The 15,463-nt window shown below is 67.7% G+C and carries 14 protein-coding genes and 1 pseudogene; 6 read left to right on the top strand and 9 right to left on the bottom strand.

The window, feature by feature from the left end:
- Positions 1-46: 46 nt before the first annotated feature.
- Both ACZ5R1_RS13040 and recQ read right to left on the bottom strand, forming a co-directional pair.
- Positions 47-484 carry a MarR family transcriptional regulator gene (locus ACZ5R1_RS13040; RefSeq protein ID WP_007162293.1) on the bottom strand — a complete coding sequence of 146 codons (438 nt, stop codon included), beginning with the start codon at positions 482-484 and terminating at the stop codon, positions 47-49.
- Between the two features lie 73 nt (positions 485-557).
- On the bottom strand, positions 558-2,696 hold the full coding sequence (gene recQ, locus ACZ5R1_RS13045; protein ID WP_464712362.1) for a DNA helicase RecQ: 2,139 nt from the start codon (positions 2,694-2,696) through the stop codon (positions 558-560).
- A 162-nt stretch (positions 2,697-2,858) separates the two neighbouring features.
- On the opposite strand from recQ, the gene ACZ5R1_RS13050 reads away from it, so the two are divergent.
- Together ACZ5R1_RS13050 and ACZ5R1_RS13055 are read left to right on the top strand one after the other, a co-directional pair.
- Positions 2,859-3,443 (top strand): UPF0149 family protein, encoded by a 585-nt coding sequence (locus ACZ5R1_RS13050; RefSeq protein WP_007162291.1) that lies wholly within the window; start codon positions 2,859-2,861, stop codon positions 3,441-3,443.
- Between the two features lie 3 nt (positions 3,444-3,446).
- Positions 3,447-3,845, top strand: coding sequence for a YbaN family protein (locus ACZ5R1_RS13055; protein ID WP_007162290.1), 399 nt, complete (start codon positions 3,447-3,449; stop codon positions 3,843-3,845).
- Between the two features lie 70 nt (positions 3,846-3,915).
- On the opposite strand, the gene ACZ5R1_RS13060 is transcribed toward ACZ5R1_RS13055, so the two are convergent.
- From ACZ5R1_RS13060 to ACZ5R1_RS13080, 5 genes and pseudogenes are all read right to left on the bottom strand, one after another.
- Positions 3,916-4,083, bottom strand: coding sequence for a hypothetical protein (locus ACZ5R1_RS13060; RefSeq protein ID WP_007162289.1), 168 nt, complete (start codon positions 4,081-4,083; stop codon positions 3,916-3,918).
- A 59-nt stretch (positions 4,084-4,142) separates the two neighbouring features.
- Positions 4,143-4,754 (bottom strand): tRNA-uridine aminocarboxypropyltransferase, encoded by a 612-nt coding sequence (locus ACZ5R1_RS13065; protein WP_042136396.1) that lies wholly within the window; start codon positions 4,752-4,754, stop codon positions 4,143-4,145.
- A 61-nt stretch (positions 4,755-4,815) separates the two neighbouring features.
- The gene (locus tag ACZ5R1_RS13070) at positions 4,816-5,958 is read right to left on the bottom strand and encodes a methyl-accepting chemotaxis protein (protein ID WP_371100364.1); all 1,143 of its coding nucleotides are present in this window, start codon (positions 5,956-5,958) and stop codon (positions 4,816-4,818) included.
- A 141-nt stretch (positions 5,959-6,099) separates the two neighbouring features.
- A pseudogene (locus tag ACZ5R1_RS13075) lies at positions 6,100-6,381 on the bottom strand (PAS domain-containing protein); the annotation flags it as partial.
- Positions 6,382-6,488: 107 nt separating this feature from the next.
- On the bottom strand, positions 6,489-7,388 hold the full coding sequence (locus ACZ5R1_RS13080; protein WP_042136393.1) for a LysR family transcriptional regulator: 900 nt from the start codon (positions 7,386-7,388) through the stop codon (positions 6,489-6,491).
- Positions 7,389-7,523: 135 nt separating this feature from the next.
- Between ACZ5R1_RS13080 and speB the strand changes: the two genes are divergently transcribed.
- The 3 genes from speB (at position 7,524) to ACZ5R1_RS13095 (ending at position 11,560) form a co-directional block, all read left to right on the top strand.
- On the top strand, positions 7,524-8,474 hold the full coding sequence (gene speB, locus ACZ5R1_RS13085; RefSeq protein WP_027597787.1) for an agmatinase: 951 nt from the start codon (positions 7,524-7,526) through the stop codon (positions 8,472-8,474).
- A gap of 137 nt (positions 8,475-8,611) precedes the next feature.
- The gene (locus ACZ5R1_RS13090; RefSeq protein ID WP_464712363.1) at positions 8,612-10,117 is read left to right on the top strand and encodes a purine-cytosine permease family protein; all 1,506 of its coding nucleotides are present in this window, start codon (positions 8,612-8,614) and stop codon (positions 10,115-10,117) included.
- 63 nt (positions 10,118-10,180) lie between these two features.
- Positions 10,181-11,560 carry a sodium:solute symporter family protein gene (locus tag ACZ5R1_RS13095; RefSeq protein ID WP_144957490.1) on the top strand — a complete coding sequence of 460 codons (1,380 nt, stop codon included), beginning with the start codon at positions 10,181-10,183 and terminating at the stop codon, positions 11,558-11,560.
- On the opposite strand, the gene ACZ5R1_RS13100 is transcribed toward ACZ5R1_RS13095, so the two are convergent.
- Positions 11,557-12,819: a cytochrome P450 gene (locus tag ACZ5R1_RS13100; protein ID WP_042136387.1), complete on the bottom strand. Its 1,263-nt coding sequence runs from the start codon at positions 12,817-12,819 to the stop codon at positions 11,557-11,559. The genes ACZ5R1_RS13095 and ACZ5R1_RS13100 overlap by 4 nt on opposite strands.
- A 202-nt stretch (positions 12,820-13,021) precedes the next feature.
- Here ACZ5R1_RS13100 and ACZ5R1_RS13105 point away from each other — a divergent pair, with 202 nt between their 5' ends.
- Positions 13,022-13,675, top strand: coding sequence for a DUF2238 domain-containing protein (locus ACZ5R1_RS13105; RefSeq protein WP_052504127.1), 654 nt, complete (start codon positions 13,022-13,024; stop codon positions 13,673-13,675).
- Here ACZ5R1_RS13105 and ACZ5R1_RS13110 read toward each other — a convergent pair.
- Positions 13,672-15,369, bottom strand: a complete 1,698-nt coding sequence (locus ACZ5R1_RS13110) for a dihydroxyacetone kinase family protein (RefSeq protein WP_464712364.1) — start codon at positions 15,367-15,369, stop codon at positions 13,672-13,674. The genes ACZ5R1_RS13105 and ACZ5R1_RS13110 overlap by 4 nt on opposite strands.
- Positions 15,370-15,463 lie beyond the last annotated feature (94 nt).

Raw genomic sequence — 15,463 nt, forward strand, 5'->3', positions numbered from 1 at the left:
TGATGGCGGGGGGCGCTACCGCGCGGGGCAAGCCGCCAGACGGCAGTCAACCGCGCTCGAGATTGGCCAGGACGCGCTGGTGGACCTGTTGGCAGATGGCGATCTCTTCGTCGTCCAGGCCGCTGAGCAGCTCCTTGCGCAGGGCTTCGGCGATGGTCTCGATCTTCTCGATCAGCGGACCGGCCTCCTGGGTCAGCATGATGCGCTTGGCACGCCGGTCCTCGGTGACCGCCAGGCGCTTGACCAGCCCCTGCTTTTCCAGACCGTCCAGCAGCCGTGCCAGGGTCGGCCCCTCGATGCTGATGCTCTGGGCGAGCTCACGCTGGGTGGGCTGGACGCCCTTCATCCGCGCCAGGTTCAGCAATACCTGCCAACGCGCCTGAGACAGCCCCAGATGACTCAGGCGCCGGTCGAGCTCGGCGCGCCAGGCACGGGACACGTGGAAGATCTGGCGGCCAAACAGGTGTGGATCGGTAGGGGTCATTCAGGCTAAACCTTGTACTTGGATTTTCTCATTATTCTGTTTACCGGCATGGCGGGGCAACCGCCGCGCCTCGCTAGTCCGCCAATTCCGCCTGCAGGGCTGCCCGCACGCAGTACAGCGCACCCGCCGCCACCCGCCCTTCGAAGCGCGCGGCGACCTGGGCTACCGGCGGCAATTCGCCCTCATCTTCGAGGAAGGCATCCTGGATTTCCGCCAGCAGATCCTCTGGCAGGTCCAGGGCCTGCTCCAGGGCGATCTGCTGCCCGGCGATGGCCTCGGCCAATAGTGCATAGACATTCTTTTCCGAGCAATTGAGCTGGCGCGCCGCCTGCTCGGGCGTCATCCCGGCGCCTACCAGGGTCAGCACCTCGTGGCGCACGTCGGCGACCGGCGCGGGCGCGGCGTCGCCGTCATTGAGCGCGTCGAGAAAGGCCTGGCCATAGCGCTCCAGCTTGCGCGCGCCCACGCCGCTGACCCGGCTCATCTCGTCCAGCGAGCGCGGCTGGCTGCGCAGCATCTCCAGCAGGGTGGCGTCGGGGAAGATCACATAGGGCGGTACCGAGTGCTCCTCGGCCAGCTTGCGTCTCAGGGTGCGCAAGACCTCCCAGCGTTCGCGTTCGTCGGCGCGCACCAACTGGCTGGCGGCACTGGCCGAACCACTGCCACTGCTGCCCCGCCCGCGCTGGGGCTTGGGATCACGGCGCAATTCGATGCGCACTTCGCCGCGCAGCAGGGGGCGGCAGCTTTCGGTCAGGCGCAGGCCGCCGAAGCCGTCGACATCCACCTCGGCCAGGCCACGGGCGACCAGCTGGCGGAACAGGGTGCGCCATTCGTCTTCGCCGCGGGCCTTGCCCAGGCCGAACACGGCCAGGCGCTGATGGCCGAGGCTCACGATCTTTTCGGTTTCCCGACCGAGCAGGATGTCGACCAGGTGCCCTACCCCATAGCGCTGACCGCTGCGGTAGATGGCCGACAGCGCCTGGCGCGCCGGTTCGGTGGCGTCCCAGGTCTCCACGGTGTCGATGCAGTTGTCGCAATGGCCGCAGGGCTGGGGCAGGTGCTCGTCGAAATAGGCCAACAGCACCTGTCGCCGGCAGCGGGTTTCTTCGCACAATGCCAGCATGGCTTCGAGCTTGTGCCGCTCGATGCGTTTGTGGCGCTCGTCGCCTTCGGAGTTCTGCATCATCTGCCGCAGCAGCAGCACGTCCTGCAGGCCGTAGGCCATCCAGGCGTCGGCCGGCAGGCCGTCACGGCCGGCACGCCCGGTTTCCTGGTAGTAGGCTTCCAGGCTCTTGGGCAGATCGAGGTGGGCAACGAAGCGCACGTTGGGCTTGTCGATGCCCATGCCGAAGGCGATGGTGGCGACCATGATCAGCCCTTCCTCGTTGAGGAAACGCTTCTGGTTGGCGGCGCGCACGTCATTGGGCAGGCCGGCGTGATAGGGCAAGGCCGGAAAACCCTGGTTGCTGAGCTGCTCGGCCACCTCCTCCACCTTCTTGCGCGACATGCAGTAGACGATGCCGGCATCGCCGCGACGCTCGGCCAGAAAGGCCAGCAGCTGCTTGCGTGGCGACTCCTTGGGCACGATGCGATAGAAGATGTTGGGTCGGTCGAAGCTGGAGAGAAAGCGCTCGGCCTGCTCCAGGTGCAGGCGGCTGGCCATCTCTTCGCGGGTTCGGGAATCCGCGGTGGCGGTGAGCGCCAGGCGCGGCACGCCGGGAAAGTGTTCGGCCAGCTGACCGAGCTGCATGTATTCCGGGCGGAAGTCATGGCCCCACTGGGACACGCAGTGGGCTTCGTCGATGGCGAACAGGGCGATCGGCAGGCGCTTGAGGAAATCCAGCATGCGCGGCTGGACCAGGCGCTCGGGTGCGAGATAGAGCAGCTTGATCTCGCCGCGCTCCAGCTGCGCAGCGACGGCTCTTTGCTGTTCGCCGGTCATGGTGGAGTTGAGCGCGGTCGCCGACACGCCCAGTTCCAGCAGGGTGGCGACCTGGTCGTCCATCAGCGCGATCAGCGGCGAGACCACCACGGCCACGCCGGGCCGCAGCAGGGCCGGCACCTGGTAGCACAGGGACTTGCCGCCGCCCGTGGGCATCAGCACCAGCGCATCGCCACCGCTGGCCACGCGCTCGATGATCCGGGCCTGGTTGCCACGGAACGCGTCGTAGCCAAAGACGTCTTTAAGGATGCGCAGCGCAGGTTCTGACATGAAGCCTCCTCGAATGGAACGGCCATTATACGGATGCCGAGGTCGCTGCGGCGGTGCTTTTCCGTCGGCCGGCGCCGGGCCGTCAGGTTCGACGTGACCGGGGCGCTCGTCTACAATTCCGGCCGTTCTGCCCTTTCGAATCCTTTCCGAGGTAAGTAGCCGATGTCCTTCGCCGAACAATTGACCCGTCTGCGCGATTTTCTCGATGCAGACGATCTGCACGAAGAAGCGCTCGACTACGTAGCCGCCCATGGCTACCTGACCGCCCTGTCCATCTGCCCGGAAGAGGTTCCCGAACGCGAGTGGATCGACGCCCTCTTCGCCGAGCCGCCGCAGTATCGCGACGCCGCCCAGCAGGAGGAGATCGAGCGCTCCCTGGTGCAGCTCAAGGCGCATATCCTGCGCGTGCTGGGCAGTGACGAAGAGCTGGACCTGCCCTGCGACCTGGATCTCGGCCCCGAGCCGGACGACTCCGAACTGCGCGGCTGGTGCATCGGCTTCATGGAAGGCGTGTTCCTGCGCGAAGCCGTGTGGTTCGAAGACGCCGAAGACGAGGTCAGCGAGCTGCTGCTGCCGATCATGGTGGGTTCGGGTCTGTTCGACGAACAGCCGGAGTTCTCCGAGATCGCCCAGGACCGTCGCCTGGTCGCCGACATGATGGTGCAGATCCCGGAATTGCTGACCCAGCTGTTCCTGCTCTGCCATTCCCCCGAAGAAAAGCCGGCGCTGCTCAAGCCGCGTCACTGAGCGATGGACGAGGCCACCCCCAGACCCCGCCAGCGCAAGGGCTGGGTCCGCTACCTGCTGCTGGGCCTCGGCTGGCTCAGCGTGGCCCTGGGCATCATCGGCGCCTTTCTGCCCTTGCTGCCCACCACGCCCTTCCTGCTCCTGGCCGCGGCCTGCTTCATGCGCAGTTCGGAGCGCTTCTATCTGTGGCTGATCAACCACAAATGGCTGGGGCCCTGGGTCAAGCCCTATCTGGAAGGCGAAGGCATCCCGCTCAAGGGCAAGGTCTACGCCATCGTCGCCATGTGGATCAGCGTGGGCTTTTCCTGCTGGCTGGTGCCCTACGTCTGGGCACGGGTAGCGGCCTTCACCAGCTGCGCGGCGGTGACGGTCTACCTGCTGCGGCAGAAGACCCGGCGCTAGCCGCGCGACCGGCATGAAAAAAGGGCGATCAGTGATGATCGCCCTTTTTTCATGGGAAACGCAGCGGCGCTCAGGCGGCTCTGGCCATGGGGGTCGGCGGTGCCTGATCGGGGACGGTGGGCTCGCCCGGCTCGCTGGGCTGGATGGGCGCCGGATCGGGCTGATCGGGTTCACCGCCAGCACGGGGCATGGCAAGGCTGGCGAATTCGTCGTGCTGGCGGATCGGGAAGCGGGACATGGGGTGACTCCTCTGCTGACTCTCTCTAGGTAGAGTGGTCCGGCACCCGGGTAATTCCCTCAGTCGCGCGGCTCTGCGCCGCCATGATTGCGTGCAAAGGTTTCCGGCCCCATGGCGGCGATCTGGCCGTCGATCAGCGCCTCGAAGGGTGCCAGCAAGGCATCGAAGCGGCGCGGCGCCTCCAGCGCATTCAACGCCGCGACCACGGCCTCCACCGTCGACAGCGCATCCGGCGCCGGGGCCTTGCGCACCCGATAGCGCGAGGGTGCGCCAGGCGGCAGGGTAAGCCTGGGCAGGGCCGCCAGCAGCGGATTGGCGTGCAGCAGCAAGCGCGCCTTGCGCCAGGTGCCGTCGGGAATCACCAGCAGCCGTGGCGCTTTGGTCACGGCAGCAGGCGGCAACAGATCGACCGTGACCGCCTCGGGTCCGGGAAACAGCAGCCAGGCGTCATGGTCAGCGAGCCAGAGCGGCAGGTCGGGAAAGGACTCGCCAATCTCCAGCTGCGCATTGTCGAGCCCCAGGGCGGCCAGGCGCGCCGTGTTGAGCGGATGGCGCCGCTCGCTGGGATGCTGCAGCAGCAGCACCCGAGTGCGACTGGCCAGGGCAGGAATCAGCGCGCACAGGCAGAGCGACAGGGGACGCTGGCAGCGGGCGCAGGCGGGACGGGACATCAGGGCTTCCGGAGCGAATCGGGGCGGCGATCATACCGGATCGCCGCCGCCCTGCTCCGCCCTAGCGATTGAAGCGCGCGGTGAGATCGTGCAGGTAGTCGGCCATGCCTTCCAGTTCGCGACTCAGTTCCGAGCCACGACGGGCCTGGGCCGAGCTGTGGTCGGAGAGATCGGCGATGCGGCTGATCTGGCGGTTGATGTCCTCGGACACGTGACTCTGCTCTTCCACCGCGGTGGCCATCTGCTGGCTCATGGCGGTGATGAGGCTGACCGAGGCACTGATGCCTTCCAGGGATTCGCGTACCGCTGCCGAGTGACGTTCGCTCTGGCGCGAGGTCTCTTCGCCACGACTGGCGGTGGCCACGGCGCGGTCGGCATTGGCCTGCAGATTGGCGATGATCTGGTGGATCTGTTCGGTGGATTCGCGGGTGCGCGAGGCCAGCGAGCGGACCTCGTCGGCCACCACGGCGAAACCACGGCCAGCCTCGCCGGCGCGGGCGGCCTCGATGGCGGCGTTGAGCGCCAGCAGGTTGGTCTGTTCGGCGATGGCGGTGATGACGTCGGCAACGCTGCCGATGCTCTGGGTCGAGTTCGCCAGCTCGCCAACGGCCTGACCGATGTCGCTGACCGCCGCGCCGAGTTCGCGCATGGACGTCAGGCTCTCTTCGGCCTTGTCCCGCCCGGAATGCACCAGGCTCTCGGCATTGGCGGCGGCCTGGGCGGTCTCCTGGACGTTCTGCGAGACCTCGTGGATGGTGGAAGTCATCTGGGTGATGGCAGCGGCGGACTGGTCGGTCTCATGGCGCTGCTGATCCAGCAATTCGGCCTCGGACTGGGCCAGTTGGGAGGATTCGCGGGCCTTCAGGCGCACGCTGTCGCCGACATCGGCCAGGCGGGTCAGGGCCGTCTGCAGTCGCGCGGCTTCGCTGTGCAGCGCCAGGTCCAGGCGGGCCGGGGCGCCGCACTGGTCGCTGTAGGTCGGGGCGACCACGGCACTGGAAAACATCTTTGGATGATCGGCGAGGATGCGCTCGATGCTGGCGCGTTGGCGATACAGCTGATGGCCACTGATACCCAGCAGCGCCGCGACGATGAGGACCGCCTGAGACGTGTCATCAAGCAGGAAGTGGCCGCCGAGGATGACGCCAGTGGCTGCCACCGTCGACCAGCAGGCGGCGATGGCGCTGCCCAGGCGGCGAGTCATGGGCACGGGGGCCTTGCCGGCATTGATGCGGGCATAGAGTTCGCCGGCGCGACGGACTTCGCTGGCGCTGGGCAGCGAACGCACGGATTCGTAACCGATCACCCGGCCCTGCTCGAGGATCGGGGTGACATAGGCGCTCACCCAGTAGAAATCACCGTTCTTGCAGCGATTCTTGACGATGCCCATCCACGGCTTGCCCTCCTTGAGGGTCGCCCACATGTGGCCGAACACCGGCGGCGGCATGTCGGGATGACGCACCAGATTGTGCGGACTGCCGATCAGCTCCTCCCGGGTATAGCCACTGATGGCGATGAAGGCCTCGTTGCAGTAGGTGATGTTCCCCTGCAGGTCAGTGGTGGAGATGAGTCGTTCCTCTTCCTTGAAGGTACGGCCTTGCTGGGTGACCGGCAAATTCGTGCGCATGCGGGTGCCTTATCTAGCGGGTTATCTACTCCGTGCGACATCAACCAGTTCAATGGTGGCCAACTGCCGTCACAGGCGCCGACGGTAACCATTTGGTTATCGTCATACTAGCTATCGGCATGTTGCATCTGGGCTTTAAGGATGCGCTGAAAACTCTGGATAAGCGGCTCCTTTCCGCGCCCTCGACGGCTGATGAGGGAGAACGGCGCCTGATAGCCGAAGGTGGCCGGTTGCAGGGCCTTGAGCCGTCCCTGGTCGACCCAGGCGTGGACATAGTGCTCCGGGAGATAGCCGATATAGGCACCCGAGAGAATGAGGATCAACTGCGCTTCCATGCTTTCCACGGTGGCGGCGCTTTCCTTGAAGCCATGGCGAGCCAACTCCGCCTGACTCCAATAGCCGCGTCGCACCATCCGCTGGCGGGTGATCATCTCGGCCGGGATGCGCCGCTCCTGGAACAGTGGATGCCGATCGCTGCAATACAGCCAGTGCTGCTCGCGATACAGCGGCTGGTAGACCACCCCGTTCATACGGGCGGAAAAGGCGCCCACGGCGAGATCCAGCCGTCCTTCCAGGACGCCGAGCTGCAATTCATAGGGGCTGGTCACGGCCAGGTGCAGATGCACGCCGGGATAGTCATGGGTATAGCGGCCGATCGCCTGAGCCAGCGGCAATGCCGGTTCGCTGGACAGCGAATCCAGCACGCCGAGGTTGAGGGTGCCGCTCAGTTCGCCCCTGAGGGTGGTGGCATAGCGTTCGAAGCCCTCGATCTCGCCCAGGATGCGCAAGGTTTCCTGATGGAAGAGTTCACCCTTGCTGGTCAGGGCGAAACCGCCCCGGCCGCGATGACAGAGGGTGACGCCGAGCTGACCCTCCAGCTGGCTCATGTAGGTGCTGATGGCCGAGGTGGACAGGTTCAATTCCTGCTGCGCCGCGGCGAATCCCTGGTGGCGAACCACGCAGGCGAATAGCTTGAGCAGGCGGATGTCGTGGAGGGCATTGGCCATGGCGGACTCCGGTGGACGCAGCCCGGCAGTCTAGCCATTAGTTCAGAAATCTCTGAAGTGATTTTTTGTCCGGGCCGATTCTTCAGCCGCCATCGGCTTTGCACAATCGGGACATCACTACGACGAGGATGACCCGTGGAAAAGATCCTGCACCAGCCGCTGGGCGGCAACGAGATGCCCCGTTTCGGCGGCATCGCCAGCATGCTGCGACTGCCCCACCTTGCCTCCCCTCAAGGCCTCGATGCCGCCTTCATCGGCATCCCGCTGGACATCGGCACCTCGCTGCGCTCCGGCACCCGCTTCGGTCCGCGCCAGCTGCGCAGCGAATCGGTGATGATCCGGCCCTACAACATGGCCACCGGCGCGGCGCCCTTCGATTCCCTGAGTGTCGCCGACCTGGGCGATGTGGCCATCAATACCTTCAATCTGCTCGATACGGTGCGCCTGATCGAGGCGCATTACGACCGGGTGCTGGAGCACGATGTCATCCCCCTCACCCTGGGCGGCGATCACACCCTGACCCTGCCGATCCTGCGCGCCATGAAGAAGAAGTACGGCAAGATCGGTCTGGTGCACGTGGATGCCCACGCCGACGTCAACGAGCACATGTTCGGCGAGAAGATCGCCCATGGCACCACCTTCCGCCGCGCGGTGGAGGAAGGCCTGCTCGACTGCGACCGGGTCGTGCAGATCGGCCTGCGCGCCCAGGGCTACGCCGCCGACGATTTCGACTGGTGCCGCGAGCAGGGCTTTCGGGTGGTGCAGGCCGAGGAATGCTGGCACAGATCGCTGACGCCGCTGATGGCCGAGGTGCGCGAGCGAGTCGGGGGCGGACCGGTGTATCTGTCCTATGACATCGACAGCATCGACCCGGCCTGGGCGCCAGGGACCGGCACGCCGGAGATCGGCGGCCTGACCACCATCCAGGCGCTGGAGATCATCCGCGGCTGCCGTGGCCTCGAGCTGGTGGGCTGCGACCTGGTCGAGGTCTCGCCGCCCTATGACACCACCGGCAATACCGCGCTGCTCGGCGCCAACCTGCTCTACGAGATGCTCTGCGTGCTGCCGGGGGTGGCCTACCGCTGACGCTCCAAGGTGCGGCGACCCGCCATGACGGTCGCCCACCCGCTGTCTTTTCGCTGCCGAACACCGGCGGACCGCCTGGTCCGCCGACAACAAGAACGCGGGTCCGGCCTGCGTATAACCGTGTCGAGGCGTCATCCATGGACCATCATGACGGCATCACCCGTATCGAAACCTTTGGCGTCGAGCAGATTCCCGACCACGAACGCCATGCCACCCCCTTCGACCTGTTCCGCCTGATCTTTGGCGGGGCCAACACCTTCGCCACCGCCGTGCTCGGCAGCTTTCCGATCCTGTTCGGCCTGTCCTTCCAGGCCGGGGTGCTGGCCATTGCGAGCGGGGTCCTGTGTGGCGCCCTGATCCTGGCGCCCATGGGGCTGTTCGGCGCGCTCAACGGCACCAACAACGCCGTCTCCTCCGGTGCCCATTTCGGCGTCCACGGCCGTATCGTCGGCTCCTTTCTCTCGCTGCTGACCGCCATCGCCTTCTTTTCGCTGTCGGTCTGGAGTTCCGGCGATGCCCTGGTGGGCGGTGCCCAGCGCCTGGTCGGACTGCCGGAGAACGCGCTCAGCCTGGGGCTGGCCTACGGGCTGTTCGCCGTGCTGGTGCTGACGGTGTGCCTCTATGGCTTTCGCTTCATGCTGTGGGTCAACAAGATCGCCGTGGTCAGTGCCAGCCTGCTGTTCCTGCTCGGCATCCCGGCCTTCGCCGGCAGCTTCGACGCCGGTTACGCCGGCACCCTGCAAGCCGGTCAGCCGGGCTTCTGGGCAGCCTTCATCGGCGCGGCCCTGGTGGCCATGAGCAATCCGGTGTCCTTTGGCGCCTTTCTCGGCGACTGGTCGCGCTACATTCCGCGGCAGACGCCCCGCCTGCGCATCCTGCTGGCGGTGATCGCGGCCCAGGCCGCCACCCTGCTCCCCTTCCTGTTCGGCCTGGCCACCGCCTCGCTGGTGGCGACCAGGGCGCCCGACTACATCGCGCAAAACAACTATGTGGGCGGCCTGCTGGCCATCGCGCCCACCTGGTACTTCCTGCCGGTGTGCCTGCTGGCGATCATCGGTGGCCTGTCCACCGGCACCACCGCGCTCTATGGCACCGGCCTGGATCTCTCCAGCGTGCTACCCCGGCTGCTGACCCGGGTACGGGCGACCCTGCTGATCGGGCTGGCGGCCATCGCCTTCATCTTCATCGGGCGCTTCAGCTTCAACCTGGTGCAGAGCGTCTCCACCTTTGCCGTGCTGATCGTGACCTGCACCAGCCCCTGGATGGTGATCATGATCCTCGGACTGGTGGTCCGCCGCGGCTTCTATTGCCCGGACGATCTGCAGGTGTTCACCCGCGGCGAGCAGGGTGGCCGCTACTGGTTCCACCATGGCTGGAACTGGCGCGGCATGGGCGCCTGGATTCCCAGCGCCCTGCTCGGCCTCGCCTTCGTCAATCTGCCCGGTCAGTTCGTCGGGCCCCTGGGTGAACTGGCGGGCGGCATCGACCTGAGCCTGCCGCTGGCCCTGGGCAGCGCCGCCCTGCTCTATCTGCTGCTGCTCCTGCTGTTCCCGGAACCGGCGGCCGTCTATGGCCCGACCGGCCCGCGACGCTCCAGACGCAGTCGTGCCCGCACCGCGCTCCCGGGCATCCGCGCCGCCTGATACCTGAACCCTGTCACGGGGTCGGTGCGCCCGGCCCTGTCTAGTCCTGCAAGAGATTCCGTCATGCTCCTGGATATTTCCGTCGTTCTGGCCTACGCCCTGGCCATGCTCCTGCTCGGCTGGTACGGCATGCGCCGCGCCCGCAATCAGGAAGAATTCCTCGTCGCCGGTCGCAACCTCGGCCCGGCCTGCTACCTGGGCACCATGGCCGCCACGGTGCTGGGTGGCGCCGCCACCGTGGGCACGGTGCGCCTGGGCTACGTCCACGGGCTGTCCGGCTTCTGGCTGTGCGCCATGCTGGGTAGTGGCATCCTGGTGCTCAATCTGTTTCTCGCCAAACCCCTGCTGAAGTTGCGCATCTACACCGTGACCCAGGTGCTGGAACGGCGCTATACGCCCCTGGCCCGGCAGGCCAGCGCCGCCATCATGTTCGTCTATGCGCTGATGCTGAGCGTGGTCTCGGTGCTGGCCATGGGCACGGTGATCCAGGTGCTGTTCGAGCTGCCCTTCTGGAGCGCCATCCTGCTCGGTGGCAGCGTGGTGGTGATCTATTCCAGCATCGGCGGCATGTGGTCCTTGACGCTGACCGACATCGTCCAGTTCGTCATCAAGACCGCGGGCCTGATGTTCGTGCTGCTGCCGATCTGCCTGACCCGGGTCGGTGGCTGGGATGCCCTGGTGGCCAAGCTGCCGGCCAGCGCCTTCGCCCTGACCACCCTCGGCTACGACACCATCTTCACCTACTTCCTGATCTACTTCTTCGGCATCCTCATCGGCCAGGACATCTGGCAGCGGGTCTTCACCGCGCGCAGCGAAGGCGTGGCGCGCGTGGCGGGCAGCCTGGCCGGCGTCTATTGCGTGATCTACGGCCTGGTGGGCGCGCTGATCGGCATGTGCGCCCGGGTGCTGCTGCCGGATCTCGCCGACGCCAACAACGCCTTCGCCGCCATCGTCCGCAGCGCCCTGCCGGACGGCATCCGCGGCCTGGTGATCGCCGCTGCCCTGGCCGCCATGATGTCCACCGCCAGTGCCGGTCTGCTGGCCGCGTCCACCACCCTGACCGAAGACCTGCTGCCGCGACTGCGCGGCGGCCGGGCCTCGACCCTGGGCATGGCCCGGTTGTTCACCCTGCTCACCGGACTCGCCGTGCTCGCCATCGCGCTGCTGGTCAATGACGTCATCGGCGCCCTGACCCTGGCGTACAACCTGCTGGTAGGTGGCATCCTGGTGCCGCTGCTGGGGGCCATCCTCTGGCCGCGCGCCACCACGGCGGGTGCCCTGGCCAGCATGCTGCTGGGTTCCGGCGCGGCCATCGTCTTCATGCTCAAGGACGGCCTGGAGGCCAATACGCCGATCTATTTCAGCCTCGGCCTGAGCCTGGTCAGCTTCGTGGTGGTGAGTCTGCTCACGGCGCGCTCCCAGGTGGCGGCGCGGGCCGCCTAGCTGACCGAACTGCGCGTCCGCTGCACCGCCTGAACCTCGCTCAGGATCAGGCCGCTGGCCGGGCGCATCGGCATCCGGGCCAGGTCGATGCGCAGGTCCTGGGTCGGTACCTGGTAGGTCATGTCCTGCAGCAGCAGGCGCAGGGCGGAGGTCATGAGTTCCAGGGCGATGCCCTCACCCGGACAGCGGTGCTGGTGGGCCACCTCACCGCCGCCCTGGGGTACGAAGGCGGCCTCCGGAGGCTGTTCTGCGAGAAAACGCGTGGGATCGAACACCTCGGGACGTGACCAGCTGCGCGGATCGCGGTTGGTGCCATAGAGATCGAGCAAGACCCGCGTGCCGCGGGGAAAGGCGACGCCGTGCCACTCGAAGCTCTCCCGTACCCGCGCTACGGTGAAGGGAAAGAAGGCGTAGAAGCGTCGTACCTCCTGGGCAAAGGGTACCCGGGCGGCGGGATCGGCCCGCAGCCGTTCGCGCCAGGCCGGCTGCTTGTACAGCGCCAGGGCGGCGAAGGTGGAAAAGCGTGCCACGGCCACCGTCGGCCGCAAGACATTGAGCAGTTCCACCGCGGCCACCTGCGGCGACAACGGCTGGCCATCCGCTTCCCGGTGCTGAGCGATCAGCGCCAGGGCGCTGCCGGCAGGCGCCGGCCGCTGGCGGGCCTGCTCGACCTGGCGACCGAGCCAGAGCTCCAGCCGCTGTCGAGCGCGACGGGCGCCCAGGTTGCCCAGACCCACGCGGCCACCGCCCTCGATCAGGGCGACCAACTCGGCACAGCGCTGCCCTTCCTCCTCCCTGTCCAGAGCGACACCCGCCCAGTCGCAGACCGCGCGGGTATAGAGGCGATGCAATTCGTCCAGCAGGACGATCTCGCCGCGGCTCTGCCAGCTGGCCAGTCTGGCGTGCCACTCCTGTTCCGCCCGGGTCACCAAGACTTCCACCCGCGTCGATCGGGTGATGTCGACGAAGAGTGCCTTGCGCTGGCGATGGGCCGCTCCGTCCAGGCCCTGGACGCCGCCTTCGCCGAAGAGCGTCTTGCGCAGCTGACGAGGCGCAGCATCCACCCGGCTGAAGCGCTCTTCGCGATAGAACAGTTCGACCGCCGCCGGGCCGCGCAGGCAGAGGGTGGGCTGCAGCAGCAGGCGCGTGGCGAAGACATCGCTTTCCAGACGTTCACAGCGATTGCTGATGAAGGCATAGCCCTCGCGTAGCAGTGCCAGGCTCGAATCGAAGGCCGGGAGCTTGGGCAGGATGGACATCGGAGAGGCTCCAGGGTAGCGGAAAGACCTGCTCGTGGGACCGCCGGCAAGCGGCGCCGGTGCCGCCGTTGCGCTTGCGGTTTTTGCCAGCGAAGCCGCGCCGACACGGGATCGCTGCGCTGGAACGGCAGCGCTCGAATGCCGGTCCATGCTGCTGGGATCGCCGTCGCGATGCTCCGCTTTCCGCACAAGGCGCTCGTGTTTGAACACCACCCGCTGCTCTCGTCTGCAACTCGCCCTGCTGCTGATGCTGGCGCTACTGACCCTGACGCTCGGCTGGGCACCCAGCGACCGTCTCACCTGGATGATCGAGCAGCTGCTGGTGATCGCTACGCTGGCGGGCGTCGCCCTCGTGCAGCGGCGCTTCCAGCTGTCGGCCAGCGCCAGTCTGCAACTCTGCGGCTTTCTGGTGCTGCACCAGATTGGCGCTCATTACACCTATTCCCAGGTGCCCTACGAGGAGGCCTGGCAGGCGCTGACCGGCTTTCGCCTGGACGAGGCGCTGGGCCTGCAGCGCAATCACTACGACCGGCTGGTGCATTTCGCTTACGGCCTGCTGCTGGCGCGCCCCGTTCGCGAGGTGGTCCAGGGCCTGAGCGGCCTGCGTGGCTGGCGGAGCGCCTATGTGGCCCTGGAATTCGTGCTGGCCTCCTCGGCCGGCTACGAACTGATGGAGTGGCTGGGCGCCGACCTGCTCGCGGAAGACGCCGGGGAGGCCTTCGTCGGCGCCCAGGGCGATCCCTGGGATGCGCAAAAGGACATGGCCCTGGCCTTTCTCGGCGCCCTGCTCTCCCTGGGTTGCCGCCATGGCTGGCCCGGACGCCGCAGGACTAGTCAGGGCCCTGGCTCGGCCTAGCGGGCCATTACGGGTTCCAGCGCCTCCAGCCAGCAGACCACCGCGACGGCGCCGCCATCGGGAATGCCGCGGGCGCGCTCGCCCAGGTAGCTGGCACGGCCCTGGGCCGGCAGCATCTCGGCGGTGGCCTCGGCGCCCTCACGGGCAGCGGCGAGGGCAGCGGCAAAGGCCTGCGTCGGGCTGGCGCCCGCCTGGGCGCCGGCCAGCAGGGCATCCGCGGCCGGGCGCAAGGCATCGAGCATGGTGCGCTGGCCCGGCTGGGCGCCACCCAGTTCGGCCAGGGCCTGGACGCCCCCGTCGAACGCCTCGGCCCACTGCGCAAGGGTCGGACGCTCCACCCCATCCAGCACCTGGGCGGCGCGAACCAGGGCGCAGGCATAGAAGGGGCCGGAGCTGCCGCCAATGGCCCGGCGCAGCGCCTGACCGGTGGCGGCCAGGGCGCTGGCCGGGGTATACCAGGCACTGGCCGGCAAGGCGCGCATGGCTTCGGCGCCCCGGGCCAGGCTGGTGCCCAGGTCGCCATCGCCGGCGCGACTGTCCAGATCGGTGAGGCGGGCTTCGTGGGCCAGCAGGCTGGCGATGACGGCATCTGCCGCCGCCTGCAGCCGCGCGGCCAGGGGACCGGGGGTGCGAGGGATCGTTTCGGCTGCCGCCGCCGGTGCGGGCAACAGCGTGGGCGCCGCCGGGACCCGGCCGTCACCCGGCCAGGCTCGCGCCTGGGTCGGCGCATCGAGCAGCGCCAGGCACGCCTCATCCACTGGCAGCAGCGACAGCGAACAGCCGGGCATGTCCAGGGCGCTGAGGAAGGTGCCGGTCCAGGCGCGTTCCACTACCAGGCCCCGCTCGCGCAACTGGCCCAGTGCGGCCCGCGCCACCAGGGCGAGTTCCAGCGGCGGCGTCGCGCCCAGGCCATTGACCAGCAGCGCCAGGCGCGTGCCCTTTGGATAGCCGCCGTCTTCGACGAGGGTATCCAGCAGCCGCGCCACGGTGGCGTCGGCGCCCAGCCGGGGGCCGCGCTCGACGCCCTGCTCGCCATGGATGCCGAGGCCCCATTCCACCTCGTCGTCCGCCAGCTGGAAACCCGGATGCCCCACCGCCGGCACCGTACAGGCGCCCAGGGCCACGCCCATGCTGCGCAATTCGGCGCTCGCGGCGCGGGCCAGGGCAGCCACCTCGGCCAGGGGACGTCCGGCGGCGGCCGCCGCGCCCGCCAGCTTGTGGATCAGCACGGTGCCCGCGATGCCCCGGCGCCTTTCCGGCGCCACCGTGTGGCGCAGGGCCGCGTCGTCCGCCACCAATACCGTCTCGACCGGAATGCCTTCACTGCGCGCCAGTTCGGCGGCCAGGCCGAAGTTGAGACGGTCGCCGGTGTAGTTCTTGACCACCAGCAGGGCGCCGGCAGGACCGGCCGCGGCCCGGATCGCGGCCAGCACGGCATCCACGCTCGGTGAGGTGAAGACGTCTCCCGCCACCGCCGCGGTCAGCATGCCCTCGCCGACATAGCCGGCATGGGCCGGTTCGTGGCCGCTGCCGCCGCCGGAAATCACCGCCACCGGGCGCCCGCCCGCTGCGGCCAGGGGCTGGCGCAGGATGACCTGTTCCTCGGCCAGCAGGGCCAGGCCGGGATCCAGGCTGACGAGACCTTCGAGCAGTTCGCGAACCACCGTGGTGGGGCTATTGATCAGCTTCTTCATCGGGGACTCCTGAGGGCGAGAGGTCGCCGCAGTATGGCACGGGGTCCCGCGCCTGCCTGGCAGCGACCTGAACGGCCGACTGACAGGCGCGCAA

It is taken from the genome of Pseudomonas sp. Pso3 (assembly GCF_055393275.1).